Below are 16435 nucleotides of genomic sequence, written 5' to 3'. Positions count from 1 at the left end.
TCAACAAACAACGACCACTCAATACCGTTTTATTCTCCAGATAAACACTGATTCACCGGATGCCTTTCCTACATAACTCAAGTGACCGCTATTGATCTATTGATCCATAAGACTATGTGTTTAAACGCCTCATTGGCTCAATCACAGCGTTGTCCGTAGCGATGACGAGTCCCTCCTTTACAGCCTTATCAACATAGCCAGTGATTCATATGCACTAATAACAAAAATATTTGTTTTTTTGGTTAATAGCAGAACTATCAATTGCCTAATGGTATTCGCTAAGCGTTTTCATTTAAACATCGACTCAATCCCAGTCCAAAAGGCTGCAAAAATAAAATGTAGGCATCTTCCTACATGAAGAAATAAATAAAAAAACGTAACCTTTATAAAAACTTTTACAAAAAGGAATTGGTTATGGCTGAATTTTTTAGTAACCATAGGGATATTTATCTATTAGAAAAATGTATTGGTCAGTTAGAAAGCGATCTAATAACACTGAGAAGCAGTCTGGTTAAAATCAGCGAAAAGGAGCGTAATTTTCACATTGGGAAATTGCAGTCTCTTTCAGAGCTTTTAGCAAATGAAGTCACTCGATTGAAAAACGAAGATTTTTGTAGGCCACAATCTAAAATTAGACTAAATGAACTTACAGATGAACTCACGCAGCTAATCAGAGTATATAACTAAATAAATTAGAGATTCGCAATGAACTTATTTAATAAATTAACGATAAAACAACAAATACTTGGATTGTTAATTGTTGTCGTATTTTCTATTCTCTCTTCTGTACTACTGTCCGCAAACGACATGCAAAGTAGGCTGGAAACGGCAATAGATGAAATAGAAAAAAGCACCGACATCACCGTAGATATTTATGAACATCAAATAGATGAATTTTGGCAGTTAAGACTTAACTTTACTCGTTCCGTCTATTCTAAAGATTGGCGGAGTAAATACCCTTCTCAACTGGAAGAGTGGTATAACAAAACATTAAGTTTATACTCTAGCCTTTCTGACATACCAGATAGCCTAATAGATGACGTGACAGCATACTATGCTCACCATAAAAATGCAGAAGTCATATTTAATCAATATGACGACAGGCTAATTGATTTAGAGCAACGGGACGCATTTCTTTCAAAGGGAAGATCACTCTCAGTCAATGTACGAAAACAGCTTCAAGAAAGAGCAAAAATCTTTGCATCAAAAACGGTAAATGAAATAAAAGAAGCAGAGGCATCTATGCAAGAAGAAATAAAACAGCAACTGATAACCATTGGTTTTGTTTTATTAGTCGTACTTTCTTTAGGTTATTTAATTTCAGTTAAAATATCTGAAAAGATTAATATCGTTTGCAATGCACTAAAAAGAATGTCAGAGAAAGATCTTGCTCTAAGACTAGACGTTCCAAATGGAAATAATGAAGCAGTAATACTATCCAAGTACTACAACGAAACCGCGATAAGTTTAACAAAAATAATATCTGACTTAGGCATTATCGCAAGTAGTGTTTCCTCTGCCTCTACTGAGTTAAGTGCCGTGATGGTTCAATCTGAAGCCAATATAAAGGAAGAAAACTCGCAAGTAACTCAGATAGCGACAGCCATTACTGAAATGTCTTCAACCGCCAAAGAAGTTAGCAATAATGCAACCAATGCTGAACAGTCTGCCAGTGTCGCAATGAATGCGGTTGATTCCGGAAATGAAGCCGTTTCTGCTCTTGAGGATGTTTCCCAACAGATTCAAAACTCGGTTAGTTCCACTGCGGAGTCTATTGAGCAACTGAAGACTTTTTCTCTTGATATTAATTCAGTGATAGAAGTCATCGCTAATGTTTCAGAACAAACCAACCTGCTTGCCCTCAATGCTGCAATTGAAGCCGCGAGAGCAGGAGAACAAGGAAGGGGATTTGCAGTCGTTGCGGATGAAGTTAGAAATCTTGCTGCAAAAACCCAACAATCAACAGAAAACATCAAAAGCCTCATTGAAAGGCTTCAGAGCAAAGCAGAAGAAACAAACATTGAAATGAACAACAACTTGCAACTGGTCAACAACTCTCAAAAAGCGGTTGAAATGGTGACTGATTCTTTTCGTGTAATATCCGATTCTGTCAAAGCGATATCAGACGTCAATACTTTAGTTGCCACCGCATCCGAGGAGCAATCTGCCGTTAGCTTAGATATATCGAACAATATTGATAATGTCTCTCAAGTTGTTAATCAAAATGTTACAAGCATAGCTCAAATCACAGTCGCCACCGAGGAGCTGGCGAAACTCGCAGAAGAGCAGCAGCAAAAACTGCAACTCTTTAAAGTTAGTAATATGTAAACTTAAACCAATTGATTTTAAAGTAAAAAATTAGAGAAATTGTTTTATTTTAATCTCAAGTGGCCCCTTACTTTGACGCCAAACAACCTATCGCTACTGAGAATTATCGCTACTGATAGGAGCGAGATCCCCTTTGACCATTGAGAAACATTGTCGAACCATAGAACTAGCGATCCTACATCCGAATGTCGCTCAACCGCTGCAGATCCGCTTTATAAGCAACCTGCCCAATTACGCAATAAGTAGAATATATGTTAGATAGATTGTATTTTACCTAAAATAGAAAATAACCACACAATATGTAAGAATATATTTATTTGCTAATTTCAGTTTTAAATACCGTATATGAATTAATTACTAGCGATATATTCTTATTTGACAATAATGTCGCACTGTTTATGCACAATCACACAAATAACAAAAAAGTCAAATTAAAACAAACCCTTAGGTTTGCACGAAATATTAGAAAAATATGAAACAGAGATAATAAAAACAATTTAAATATCATGCATTTGAAATATAAAAACACACCCATAAAATAGGTTTCATACTCTGTTTTATTGAAAATGTGCACTGGCTCGACTTAATTAACTTCAGTAAATGAATGCGAAATAAATAATGATTCATGTCAAAAATGATTTTACCATCGGCCTCTAATAATAAATCAGTCAAAAAGGATTTATTATGGAGAAACCATGAGCCAACACGAATCATCTAGCTATCAGTCTCGTCGTCGCAAGGCGAACGAGTTTTCTACTCGATCGGAATACTTAGAACATGAACTGAACATTCTTTCGTTCAAAAAATGGCGTATTCACCTGCCTTTCCGCGACTTTGGTATTGAAATTGAAGACTGGGTGCCTGCCATTGCAGCCACTATTGGTAAAGTGGTGATGGTCACCGCGATGGTGGCCGCTTTCGCTGCGCAATTTGGCCTCTCCCCTGAATTTGTTGCTGAAAACGTCCGCTATGAGTTGATCATCGCAGGTCTTTTGTTTGTTATCTTTTTTTCCGCGATTTTAAACCCTAGAGCCAACTTAGCTGGCACACACGGGCCCATGATTCCATTAATTCCGCTCGTTGCTGCAGCAGGCGGACACCCCCTCGCTTTAGGCATCATGGTTGGGGTGTTTGGTTTGATCCTCAGTGCCACCAAAGGGGGATCAAAACTGGTTCGCTTAACGGGTGAAGGGGTTCGCGGCGGTCTGCTAATTTATTTAGGCGCAGTGGGACTGATTAGCCAACTGAGCAAATTTGAAAGCTGGTCGGTGGCCTCTGGCATGGAGTCGGTCTCGTTTGTGGTGATCTCCACCACCATTGTGATCTACGCCTATTTGGCGAAAATTGAAAAACGCTGGTTGGCGATCCCATTGTGCTCGCTGATTGCAGGCGTGGTTTCCTACCTAATGGGTGTGCCGTTTGAGTTCACCACAGAGCCTGGCTTACCGAACATGAGCCCATTCTACTGGTGGGGCGAAGAGACAGGTTGGCAGTTAGGTTGGCCTGAGTTTGAGCACTACATTGCGGTGATTCCTTTCGCGATTTTGGCGGTTGCCATGTGGTCACCCGACTTTCTTGGCCACCGCGTCTTCCAAGAACTGAACTACCCGAAAACCGCCAAAGATGCACTGATGGACGTCGATGACACCATGACGGTTTGTTCTATTCGTCAGATCATCGGGGCTGGCCTTGGTGGCGGTAACCTCGCCTCTTCTTGGGGAACGTACATGATCCCTGCGGCGATTGCCAAACGCCCAATTCCAGGAGGCGCTCTGCTTACGGGTATTCTCTGTATCGTTGCTGCTGTGTTGGGGTATCCGATGGATCTGGCGATGTGGGAACCAGTACTTCGCGTGGCATTGTTGGTAGGCGTATTCCTTCCGCTACTGGAAGCGGGCATGCAGATGGTGCGTAACGCTCGTAACTCGCAAAGTGCTGGCATTTGTATGTTTGCTTGTGCGCTGGTTAACCCCGTCTTCGGTTGGGCAATCACCATGCTGCTCGACAATACGGGCCTGATTGGCAACCGCGAGCGTAGCGAAACCTTAAACCGCACTGACCGTTTAGGCATCCCACTCGCAACCGTATTGGTGTGTGTTGGCGCGTTAGCGGCGGTGGGTCAATTACCGGGCATCCCTGCACTTCTTTAATGCTGGCTTTGCCGAAAGATCCGCTCAAAGGGCGGATCTTTTTCTTTTTTAATGCCCACTCAAATTAGCCAAACTGATCCGCCATTAGTTTGATTCAATGGACTTCTTCTCTCTTGCTTCCTATGCTGCGTGAACACATATCCCGTCACGCAATACAAGGAAAGCTCATGGCCGGCATAACCGATTTACAGCGCTTACTTCAATCAATGTCCCCGCAATTGATTGAGGGCGAATATGTTTTTTGCACCGTCGATGGCCCACTTACGGACTATCTACACCTTGATCCCATCGCAACGTTTCGTGAACAAGAAGGGCTCACTTTGGTGCTCAAAGCACAGCATGCCGAAAAGGCAGGATTGAATACAAACAGCCGCTTTTGTTTGATTACCCTCACCGTCCATTCAAGCTTAGAAGCCGTCGGGCTAACCGCCGCTTTTGCCAACAAGTTAGCCAGTTATGGTATTAGCGCCAACGTGATTGCAGGTTATTATCACGATCATATTTTTGTGCAAAAAGAGAAAGCGCAAGCCGCGATGTGTGCCTTAGCAGAATTTGCCCCACACTAGGCTCGTCGCAATGCGCCGATGAAATTAAAAAAGGGCTAGTTACAGCATCAGTGAAATACGCTATAACGATCACCGTTTTTCTCAGCCAAGAACTTGCGATGAATCAGTGGATTAATTTTGAACAGTGGAGTCAGTACATTCCTTCTGACTCCTTTCTCTTTAAACTCCTTATGGCGCTGGTGCTGCTCGCCGCGTATCAGGTTGTAAAAAAAATCAGCAACCGTGCGGTGGCCAATTTAGCCCTCTCAAAGGGTGTGAATAAGGCAAGGCAAAGCTTTATTCAACGGGCATTTAATACCGCACTGCTCTTCCTGTTCGCCTCTATTTTTTCGGTGATCGCAGGAATCGGATACGGCGATGTGTCGCTGTTCCTCTCTTCTATCTTTGCGGTCTTAGGGGTCGCCTTCATTGCTCAGTGGTCAATCCTTAGCAATGTTACCGCCAGTTTTTTGATTTTTTTCGTTTTCCCATACAAAGTGGGCGATCGAATCAAAGTGGTGGACAAAGACGAAGACATCAGCGGGGAAATTCTCGATATCAGTATGTTCCATGTGCTTATCAAGCACGATAATGGCCATGTGATCACCTATCCCAATAACTTGATGCTGCAAAAAGCGGTGCTTAAGTTAGGGCAAAAACCGCCACAAAACGCCAAATCAACCGCTCGTTTGTACACACGAATCAAAAAGAAGTAACGCGCAACCTTGCCGATACGCCAAAAATAAAGCCCCATTCTCGTGTCGCCGATTTATCGTGCCTAGAGTGGGGCTTTTTCATTGTGCGATTGGGTTAGTTGAACGTCTTGGTCAGCTTGAAAAATAGCGTCTCGCCACTGCTGTCATCCACACCATCGTTGTCGGTTACGGCATAGCCGTGACCATTCACATCAATCGCGAAGCCTTCAATTTTATCTGTGACATACCCCTTGCTGGCTTTGAGATGCGGCAGAAAATCGTACACCATTTCTTTTTGTACGACAGGCAAAGGAGAACCAAGTTCTACTGGCTTAAGATCAGTGAGTGAGACACGGTACAAACGTTTGATCTTCGCTTGCTTGCCAAGCTGATTATCACGCTCAATGAGATAGAGCTGGCCTTGATACGCGGTAATTTCAGACAAGCCGACCCAGCCTTTATCACTCTGCTCTAGCGGATAACTCACCGCGCCCCACTGGCGAGTTTTAGTGTTATAGCTCAGCAATTTAGTGGTGTTTTTCGCATCCTCTTTCCATGGTCGCTGCAACGCAATCCACAACACATCGTCAACGCGTGTAATGCCTTCGGCGCCATAGCGCGTTTGGTGCTTGAGTAGCTCTTGAGGGAACAATACTCGCTCCATCACCTCCCCCTGCGCGTTAACATGAACAAGAGCGTGTGGAATCGCTTTTTTCTCATTGCCTTCTGAGGCTAACCAGAAACCGCCCTTCCCATCGGTGGTGATCCCTTCGAGGTCGAGTTTTTCGGCAGCTTTTCCATTCTCCGTCACTCTTAATGCCTTCTTAATCACGGCAGGCTGAGCAAAGGCATCAATCGTGAAGATGGTTGGCTGAGCAGAGTAAAAGCTGTCATTGACTGCGTAGAAAGTCGCGGCCTTTTGGCTATCCGCCACCAGCCCAGATAATGCTCCCCAACCAATTGGCGCGTTATTTTTGTCATTGGCTGAGATAATTTGTGGATAATTGGCTACCCCTGACGATAATTGATAAATCATCACATGAGATCGAGCGCCGCCGTCTTCCACCAAATCGGCTTCATTGGCGGTCACCAATAGATTGCGCTGCGGAATGGCGATGGCCGATTCTGGCGCAATACCTGAAGGTAACAACTGTAACCACTGCGGTTCACGCCCAGTGTCTTTATACACGCCTACTACCGAACCCCGTTCGGAGAGCACAAAGATATAACGCTGGCCGTTAAAGGTCGCGACCTCCAATCCTTCTGGTTCAATGCCTTTTTTACCGGAACGTTTTTCAGGATAATGGCCCGCACGTATCACTTGATGCTCAAACGATGCGCCACTTTCGAACAACACATCGCCACGCTGGTTAAAGATGGTAAAACCACGCGCTCCGCCTTGATAATCACCTTCGTTGGCAATCAATAAGCGCTCGTTGTCTAACCATTTCACCGCATCTGGCTCACGGCGTACCCCTTTTTGCTCACCCGTGAAGGTCAGCGCCCCCTCTTTCTTCACATCAATCTGTGTGAGATCCACGCTGCCTGCGGAGAAATGTTTCAGCACTTTTGCGCTTGCCGCATCAACGATCACCATATGGTTGTTCTCTTGCAAAGTGACGGCGATTTGGTTGGCGTCGTTAAATGCAACAAACTCTGGTTCCGGATCATCAGCGCCAATGGTCGCTAAGCCCGTCAACTCAACGCGTTTTGCGCTTTTGCAATCTGGTTTGCCTTGTTTGGTCTGCAAGATGACCAAATAACCTGCCGGCAGTTGTGGCAGAGCGCCATCGTTCAGCTCCTCGTCGCGTTCGTTTTCGATCGCCACCGCAATAAACTGGCCATCTTTCGACACGGCGACCGAATCTGGCTGACCACCTAAATCACACTGGTCGGTGATTTTACGGCTGTTTACAGATACCACCGCTAAGTAGCCAGAAGGTTGCGTATAACTTTTTGAGGTATTCACGCCAGCGATGACCCAATGATCAAACGCAGCCACCGAGGTGGGCTCACCGTTGAGTGAAAGAAAACCCGCCGCTTTGGGCTGATCCGCTTGTTTAATATCGACAAAACCAATGCCACCCAGTGGGCTGTCAGAATAGATCAGCGTGTTGCCATCCGGTGTCACCGTAATAATTTCCGCAGACGTTGTTTTTTGCTTGTCAAACCCCGCAGGTAGGTTATCTGCGACGGCAAAACTGGCAATACGCTTAAAGCTTTCAGTGGTGCTAGCCCCTTCTGCTGCACTCGAAAACGCGGTCAATGAAGCCCCAAAAAACATCGCCGCCGTGACACTTTGTCGCAGCAGCGAGCGTGAAAATAGATGAGCCATATAAATATCCTTATCAATGAGAAAATGACGCTACCGTAGCGGGAATTTATGACAAATGCGTGAGCATCTGATGGCATTTTTATGATGAACCGCTGCAATCTTAAGGGCGTGGCACACTCTGTGATGAAAACGGTGATGGTTCAGTGTGAGATACGTTGACGAGGGTAGGTTAATGACGACATGACGGCAAGCGTGTCAAGCTCATGGCTGAGCGCTAAATAATACCAATCAATGCAAAACCCGCGATTGCGCAGATTAGAGAAGCGCCCAAAATGTTCAGATGAGCTTGTGCCTCAAGCAACTGAGCAGAACTGGGATGAAGTTGATAGTGAATCGACACCGATGCCCTGTCCAACGAGCTTACTGAGCCCCCTCAATAAGCCCTATTGCGAACAAAAACTAAGGCAGCGCTTGTGCCTCAAACGTGGCAGGCACGATGCGAGAGCCGTTATTTTCAACAATTTCCATGATGCCTAAATGAAGCTCCTGCGCCGCCACTTGGTAGACGGGCAAACTTTTGCTGCCAATGTAGGCAAATACGTTAATTTCCAACCCGTGTGCACCAAAGCCTCTAAAGGTGACACGCAACGGTTTCTTATCCACTTTTTCGTGATTTTCCAGCAGCACTTTGATCTCTTCGATGATGGTTTTCAACTGTGCGGTGGTGGTGCAGTAATCCAAACGAATATCGGTTTTAAAGCGAATTTTCTCTCGCTCGGAGATGTTTTCGATCTCCATTTCCACTAATTTCGCGTTGGGTACATGAATCACCGTGCGGTCAATAGTACGCACTCGGGTACAGCGCAAACCAATCTCTTCAACCGTGCCTCGGATGCCACCAAAACTGCACAGGTTCCCCACTTTCACTGGCGCCGCAGAGTAAAGCGTCATAGTGCCAATGAAGTTCTCTAACGACTGCTTCGATGCCAGCGCCAGTGCTACGCCACCAACCCCCATACCAGCCAACAGAGCCGTTGCATTGAAGCCGTGGTATTCCATCCAGGACAGTACAGCAAACACCAACAAGATAATGCGGAAGAACGTGAGAAATGGCCTGACCATCGCTGCGCTTTGCTTGTTACCTTTGCCGATTAGCCGCTCACGCATCGCGTATTGCAGCAGACCAATCAACGCCCACCCTAGCCACAAACTGGCGAGGAAAAAGAGATAACCATTATCGATTAACTCCCGCGCTGTCACGGTTAAGGTGGTATTTGAGAGCAGAGAGTGATCCAACCCTAGCGCAAGGAAAAACAGCAAAGGCCCGGACAACAAATTAGCCAGATCATCTTTCATCTTCATTTTGCTGCGACGAACAAGCCAGCTCGCGAGCAGAGCAAATGGCGTGATGACTAAAAAGGAGGCACCAAGATAAGCCGAAAGCAGCGCAATCTCCCACAGATTCAGTTTGAAAAGGTACCCACGTGGCATGTTGTCGATGAACCATTCACTCAGTGGCCCATAACCCAACTCTTCATATAACTTGGGGACCATGGTGACGGTCGCGTTCGACACTTTCCAAATTTTCCCTAGGCTTTTGCTCGGTACTTGCTGCAACAACAAGGTGATTTCGGCGTCTTTAATGGTGATCACGCCAAAAGAATCACGATACTCAGGCAAAAAATCATCATCGGCACCCGCAGGAGAATCGCTGATGTCTTGTAAGTTGATCCAGACATTGCGCTCAATTATCGCATGCAACTGCCGGGCATACTCTGCCCCTTGCTGAGGATTTAAATGAGAAGGTAAGTAACGCATATCAAGGTATTTTGCGGCTTTCGCGTAATCTTGCGCATAAGCGGCCACCAAAAAACCATTTAGAGCACCACGGGGCGTATCACGCTGTAAAGGATCTTTATACTGATAAGGCAACGTCAGATTTGCGTCTGTTGCGGCCGGAGCGCTGCTCGCCTCTTCCGTCATATTGAGCAATAAACTGCTCGGGATCGCTTGAACAATAGGAGAAAAAAAGCCAATAACGAGGAGTAGCACTCTAAGCGCGTTTAAAACCATGTCACATCCATTTGGGTTAGCATTCACAGGCGAATTTTATAGTTGCAATCTCGCACTGACCAGAAATAGTTAACAATGTTAATGAATTGCCATCTTCACGCATCGCAAGAGACAAAATGCGCGCAAGTTAATGTGCACTTTTCATTAAAAATGAAAATAAATTGAAAAATATGAACGCGATATTCGTATGATTAAACGTAAAATCCACATATAAAGTAAGCATAATTTCAACAATTCTGGAATCTATGATTACTGAATTTACATTTTAACAAAGGTAACAAAGGTGTTACTTTACACAGCGCTGGTCAGACTGATTCGAAGCGTCCAATCCCTTGAAAGCTTCTTGACAGGAACAAAATGGATTTTTTGGCGACCATCTCCAAAATGAATAGACACACCAAATATGGTGCCCTTTTTGCCCACGTAACAGCCTATACGTGGGCTTTCTTTTTGTTTGTACCTCAATATTCACGTTTTACAAAAACGCATTACATTAGAGGCGAAAAGCAACCAAATCCATTACGACTTAGTTTGATCCACTTTCTGACACTTAATGTGCACTAACTGCTCTTGCTCTTCTTTAATGTGCTTCACGAGTTTAGCGTCACGCTCTTCAATCGCTTTTGCATTCTCTTGGTTAATGCTGACGATCGCTTCTTTTTTCATGGCACTCATATCGTATTTCAGTTCTTCACTCCATTGAGTTGTTTCAAGGGAATTAGCCTGTACTACGGACGATGCTGCAAGGATTGCAATCAGACTAGGAACGAAGAGAATTGAAGGTTTCATATTTATTTCCTCACGCTTTGGATTTTTATTACCAACTGCATTCTAGATTGCACTATGCGTGCCAATTTTATAAATATTAAATATCAATCACTTACATCCATGCAAAATCCATATCGATCGGGGTATTGGCGAAATTTACAAACTGTGTGCAAATTTTACCAATTGTTTCCAAATCACTTTTGCATCGGTGATTCTCACAACGAGCTCAACCGGCTGATTCACATGCTTGATGATCTTTTTTTATGTTTATTTAAAGCGTAGAGGCAATTCTCACTTTGCGCTCACGTAAAACGCAAGGGATAAAAAATGCCGCTCGTAAGCGGCATGGGATAACGATAAATCAGCATTAAGCGTTCGCTTTACGCAGTGAGGAGAAGCGTCGCCATGGGTAGCAGATACCACGCCATACTTTTCCAAGCAGATGTTTAATGTCTTCCAAGATCAAGTAAAGACATGGCACTAACACCAGCGTCAGCAAGGTAGCAAAGAGCACAGCAAACCCCAGAGCGACGGCCATTGGAATGACAAATCTCGCCTGCAAGCTGGTTTCAAACATGATTGGTAACACCCCAACAAAGGTGGTGATCGAGGTCAGTGTGATCGCGCGAAAACGTGCGCAACCCGCCTGCACCACCGCATCTTTGATCGACATTCCTTCACGGCGCACTTGGTTAACGTAATCCGTCATGACCAAAGAGTCATTGATCACGACCCCCGCAGCCGCAATAAGGCCGAAGGTGGACATCATACTGATATCGAGACCTAACCAGTAATGACCCCAAATAGCACCAGTGAGACTAAACGGAATAACCGACATCACAATCAACGGCTGGGTATAACTCTTCAGTGGCACTGCCAGCAAGATATAAACAATGATCATCCCCGCGACAAAGAAAATAATCTGTTCATTACGCTGAGCTTGCTGCTCCTCAATGCTGCCGCCAAGCTCCGTTCGGACGCCAGGGAATTTCTCTTTCAATTCAGGCAATAACGACTCTCGTACGGTTTTCACCACTTCATTTGGTTCAACGATTTCCTCATCGATGGAGCCGTATACATAAACTGTTTTGTAACCTTGCTCACGACGAATGCTGCTCACGCCCGGCTGCTCATCAATGGTCACGACATCACCAAGCATCACTTTCTTGCCAGTGGGCGTGGTGATCACCGCGTAACGAAGTGAGGCAAACGCCTCACGCGTCAATTTCGGATAACGCACCATCACTTTCAGCTCTTCTCCATCGCGGATAAAACGTTGTGCTTCACCGCCATAAAAACTGCCGCCAACTTGTTCAGCAATCATGGTGAGATCTAAACCCAAGTCATAAGCCACTGGAGCCAGAGAGAGCAATACTTCTTTACTTCCTGAATCAATGCTTGAGGAGATATCAAACAGGCCATTTTGCTCTTGCAAACGTGTGATCAGGTAACGCCCCGCGGCATTGAGCTGCTCAATATCCGTGCCAAAGAGGCGATAGCCAAACTCATCGCCATCATCGCCACTGTTGGTGGCATCACGAATAGTGAGGCTTTTTACCCCTGCGAGCGTAGGCAGTTTTTCACGCCACATTCTTGAAAGTTCAAAGGTATTAAACGGACGAAGCTCTTCATCCACCAAGGGCACGACAATGCGCCCTTCGGTGCGTCCTCGGTTGTATGAAAGCATGTCGCGTATCATGCCACGTCCATGTTGCGCGATGGTCTCCTCTTCAACCTCGTTGATCACTTGCTCAATCTGTTTCAACGCGTCAATGGTCTGCTCACTGGAAACGTTGTCGTTCATTTTCACCGTCACCGCAGGAAAATCCGTCGGCACTTTCGGGTTCATGATGATCCGAACATGATTGGAAGTGACCAAACCAACACTGATCACCAATAAAACCACAAAAAACGCCATCACACTCCAACGCCAATGAGTGCATTTGCGCACAAAGCGCTGGTAAGGCCCATTCACGAAACCAAAGAAACGTGTATTGAAGCGAGCACGCCAGCCATCTGGTTTGATGGGGCTAAATTTGGTGTGCGCTAAGTGAGCCGGAAGAATCAATTTAGACTCAATCAAGCTGAAAATAAGGCAGAGCATCACAACCGCCGCGATGCCGACAAAAAACGCACGCTCAGGGCCTGATGACATCAAAAATGGGGCGAACACCGCAATGGTGGTGAGTACGCCAAAAGTCGCGGGGGTTGCCACCTTTTTCACCCCAGTGATGACATTGTCAACGCCACCGCCCTTTTTCTCGATTTCACTGTAGGCACTTTCGCCTATCACAATCGCATCATCCACCACAATGCCCAACACCATGATGAAGGCAAACAGTGAAACGATGTTGATCGTCACGCCAATAAAAGGCATCACCATCACCGCGCCAAGGAAACAAACGGGCAAGCCAATCATTACCCACAGCGCTAAACGCACACGCAAGAAAATACTCAACATGATGGCAACTAAAACGGCCCCTTGCAGGAGGTTTTTCAGCATCATGTCCAAACGCCCTTGCAAGTAGTACGTCATGTCAACCAGAGTTTTGATTTGCAAATCATCGGGTAGCTGCTCATTTTTATGCGCAATGTAAGCTTTGACCGATTCAGCGACTGGGATCATGTCCTGATCTTTGGTCGCCTTCACCGACAGATAAATCGCATTTTGCCCCGAAAACTGGAAGTAACGCTCAGCTTCGGTAAAGCCATCTTTTATCGTCGCAATGTCTTGCAGTAGGACTTTCGCGCCATTGGCCCCTAACTTGACGGGAATATTGCGGAACTCTTCCCCTTTGTAGTACTGGTTTTCAATCCTGACGGCAATCATGCCGGCGCTCGTGCTCACTTCACCCGCGGAGTAGTTTGCGGAATAGCGGCGAATCGCATTGGTCACGTCGTTTAAGGTCAGGTCATATTTGCGCAGCACGAGCGGATCCACTTCAATCGCAATTTCCTCTTCTGGCGCACTCAACTCCACCAGCATGACGTTTTGCAATTGCAGCAGCTCATCTTCGATCTTCTTCGCGATCGGCTTGAGCTCTTCCAATGGCCGATCTCCGACTAAAGACAACTCAATCACATCTTGGCGGAACTCATATTGGTAGATGTTGACTGGCTCCATCCCTTTCGGAAAGCTCGCAATGGTGCTGATTCGCTGCTTCACATCATCCAACACCTCTTTGATGTCGGCTTTAACGTTGATCTCCAATGAAATATGCGCGTTGCCGCGCGAGGCGGTAGAAACGGCTTGCTTGATACCCGTCACGTCTTTGAGTGACTCTTCCATTTTTAGCAAGATACTCTCTTCAATCTCTTGAGGAGAAGCACCCGGATAGCTAGCACTAACGTTGATGTAATTCACTTCAATGTTCGGAAACATCTGACGTTGAATGAAAAAGAAACTGACGATCCCCATGATGATGATGAACACCATCAGTAAGTTGGCCGCCACTGAATTGTGCGCGAAATAGCTGATCAGGCCGCGCTGTTGGTTAGATTCCATCCTGCGCTCCTTTAGCCTTGATTTTCTGCGTCAGCGTTTTTTGTCTGAGAGAGCTTTACCGACATGCCTTTTTGTGGATATTCCGGCACTGTGAGCACCAGTTTATCGCTCTGCTCAATACCCTCTGAAATCAGGACGAATTCACCTTCTGAACGCAATACATTGACGCTTCTTGGATAGAGCTGGTTTTCTTCGTTCACGACCCAAACCGTGCGGTTGCTAACCAATTCTTGCGGCAAGCGATAGATGTGTTTGAGCTCTTTGCCTGCAAATTGCACCTCCACGTAGGAGCCGAACTTGATCGCAGGCTTTTGCGAATTAATGCCATACGGGTCATCAATACGAACCACAACGTTGATCATACGTGTGGCGGAATCAATCATCGCTAAGTCACGGTCAATGTTGCCCTCTCTTTCGACTTGGCGAAGCCCTTGCAAACGGATGGTGGCACGAATATTCGACAGTTTTTCAGGCAAGAAAGCACTGTCAAAGCCAGCAATAGGAATGTGAATTTCAGCCGCTTCAATATTGTTGAGTAACGCAACTTCACTGCCCGCGGAAATAAATTGGCCAACCCCTATTTGTCGTGAGACGACTAACGCATCGTACGGGGCGACCACCTTACAGTTTTCCAGATCGCGCTCTGCTCGTTTGAGCGACGCCAGTGCTGATTTCACCTGCGCTTCCGCACTGAGCAATTGTGGCTTACGCAAATAGAGATCAGACACTTGTTTGTCGCTAAGGTTTTTGGCTTGGCGCTCAGCAACTTTCGCTTTCGCTTTTTCCTCGATCAACACCGCTTTTGCCGACGCTAACTCCGCTTCGGCTTGTAACACAGCCGCTTGGTAGTTGTCCGATTCAATGGAAAACAGCACCTCTCCACGCTTTACAATTCCCCCCGTGACAAAGTTTGGGTGCCAAGACACGACCTCACCAGAGACTTGTGCAGACAAGCGGGTCGTTTCAAAAGGCACCAACTCGCCATGGCTGGTGATCATCACTTTGTGTTCCGTCGGGAGCAGTGGGGCCGTTTCGACAATGGTTTCGACCACAGCCTCTTTTTTATCGTCTGTTTCCGGCCCCGATGCAGCGATGGCTTGATAAGCAACGTATCCGCCCCCCAACAGAGCGACAGGTAAAATCCAACGAGCGACATTGTGTAACATGAGCATCCTTATTCTGTGTTTTATTGACCTCGCGAAAAAGTCACGCCAGCGAGGTATTGTTATGTTTTACGTTTCTTTCTTTGATTCGATCTCAAATCCACTTGCCGAACACACTACAATAGGCAAGATTCATATCAAAAACTCAAAAGATAGACAGCGTAAATACCATGAAATTCCTTTTTTGTAACAATTTTTGTGCCAAATGTTATTTCCACACTTTTCAATCACTTACAAAACAAAGCATTCAAGATAAAAATAACATGCGCGAATATCGCTCACTTTTGGTGATATTGACCAAACACATCTTGACGCTGATGCCACCATGGCTTTGGACGTTTCTCGTTCAATAAGCGCCAGAGTCGGTTTGAAAGGCGGCTTTTTATAACCTATTTTCAAAGGTATGAATGGTTTATGCATCGCTGGAGATGACAATGAAATTTGCTTGGCAAATAGGGATACTCGCGTTGCTCCCAACATTGTGTTTGGCACAAATTTACCCGCCCCCTCAGGGTGACATTTTACTGACCATCAGTGGCAACATTGACAACCGAAACTCTCCGGATGGCTTTGTACTTGATAGAGAAACGCTCGCTTCTTTTGAGCAAGTGACCATTCAAACCGACAATCATGTTGCCGCTTCCGTTTATCAATACCAAGGCCCACGGCTGTCAGATCTACTGAGTTATGTCGGAGCAAAGGGCAGCGAGTTGATTGTGATAGCGTGGGATGATTACGTCGCCACTATTCCAATCGAGGATGTGACCAATTACCCCGTGATCCTCGCCACGCACGAAAATGGCAAAATCATGACGATTGACGACAAAGGCCCGCTATTTGTGGTGTATCCCTTTAGTGACAACCCTGAGTTACGCTTTGACCTTTACTACAATCGCTCCGTTTGGCAAGTCCGTGAAATCAAAGTGGAATGAG

11 protein-coding genes are annotated in these 16435 nt (G+C 45.6%); 6 read left to right on the top strand and 5 right to left on the bottom strand.

The window, feature by feature from the left end:
- The first annotated feature begins 414 nt into the window (after nt 1-414).
- From AOT11_RS18860 to AOT11_RS18840, 5 genes are all read left to right on the top strand, one after another.
- A complete protein-coding gene (locus tag AOT11_RS18860; protein ID WP_017421504.1) occupies nt 415-687 on the top strand; it encodes a hypothetical protein in 273 nt (90 codons plus the stop codon).
- A gap of 18 nt (nt 688-705) precedes the next feature.
- On the top strand, nt 706-2328 hold the full coding sequence (locus AOT11_RS18855) for a methyl-accepting chemotaxis protein (protein ID WP_017421503.1): 1623 nt from the start codon (nt 706-708) through the stop codon (nt 2326-2328).
- Nucleotides 2329-3023: 695 nt separating this feature from the next.
- Entirely contained in the window at nt 3024-4478 is a 1455-nt protein-coding gene (locus tag AOT11_RS18850; protein WP_017421502.1) for a DUF3360 family protein, read from the top strand.
- A gap of 167 nt (nt 4479-4645) precedes the next feature.
- Complete coding sequence (locus AOT11_RS18845; protein ID WP_017421501.1) at nt 4646-5044, top strand: ACT domain-containing protein; 399 nt, start codon at nt 4646-4648, stop codon at nt 5042-5044.
- A 98-nt stretch (nt 5045-5142) separates the two neighbouring features.
- A complete protein-coding gene (locus AOT11_RS18840) occupies nt 5143-5739 on the top strand; it encodes a mechanosensitive ion channel family protein (protein WP_017421500.1) in 597 nt (198 codons plus the stop codon).
- A gap of 94 nt (nt 5740-5833) precedes the next feature.
- On the opposite strand, the gene AOT11_RS18835 is transcribed toward AOT11_RS18840, so the two are convergent.
- From AOT11_RS18835 to AOT11_RS18815, 5 genes are all read right to left on the bottom strand, one after another.
- Nucleotides 5834-8053, bottom strand: a complete 2220-nt coding sequence (locus AOT11_RS18835; RefSeq protein ID WP_017421499.1) for an esterase-like activity of phytase family protein — start codon at nt 8051-8053, stop codon at nt 5834-5836.
- Nucleotides 8054-8452: 399 nt separating this feature from the next.
- Complete coding sequence (locus AOT11_RS18830; RefSeq protein WP_017421497.1) at nt 8453-10066, bottom strand: mechanosensitive ion channel family protein; 1614 nt, start codon at nt 10064-10066, stop codon at nt 8453-8455.
- 519 nt (nt 10067-10585) lie between these two features.
- A complete protein-coding gene (locus tag AOT11_RS18825) occupies nt 10586-10855 on the bottom strand; it encodes a hypothetical protein (RefSeq protein WP_017421496.1) in 270 nt (89 codons plus the stop codon).
- A gap of 346 nt (nt 10856-11201) precedes the next feature.
- Complete coding sequence (locus AOT11_RS18820) at nt 11202-14339, bottom strand: efflux RND transporter permease subunit (protein ID WP_017421495.1); 3138 nt, start codon at nt 14337-14339, stop codon at nt 11202-11204.
- An 11-nt stretch (nt 14340-14350) separates the two neighbouring features.
- The gene (locus AOT11_RS18815; RefSeq protein ID WP_017421494.1) at nt 14351-15511 is read right to left on the bottom strand and encodes an efflux RND transporter periplasmic adaptor subunit; all 1161 of its coding nucleotides are present in this window, start codon (nt 15509-15511) and stop codon (nt 14351-14353) included.
- 398 nt (nt 15512-15909) lie between these two features.
- Between AOT11_RS18815 and AOT11_RS18800 the strand changes: the two genes are divergently transcribed.
- Complete coding sequence (locus AOT11_RS18800; RefSeq protein WP_017421492.1) at nt 15910-16434, top strand: putative pterin-binding protein; 525 nt, start codon at nt 15910-15912, stop codon at nt 16432-16434.
- Nucleotide 16435 lies beyond the last annotated feature (1 nt).

The organism is Vibrio vulnificus NBRC 15645 = ATCC 27562 (assembly GCF_002224265.1).
Classification (GTDB): domain Bacteria; phylum Pseudomonadota; class Gammaproteobacteria; order Enterobacterales; family Vibrionaceae; genus Vibrio; species Vibrio vulnificus.
The sequence above is the reverse complement of the archived record's forward strand: the minus strand, read 5'-3'. Positions and strand labels throughout refer to the sequence as shown.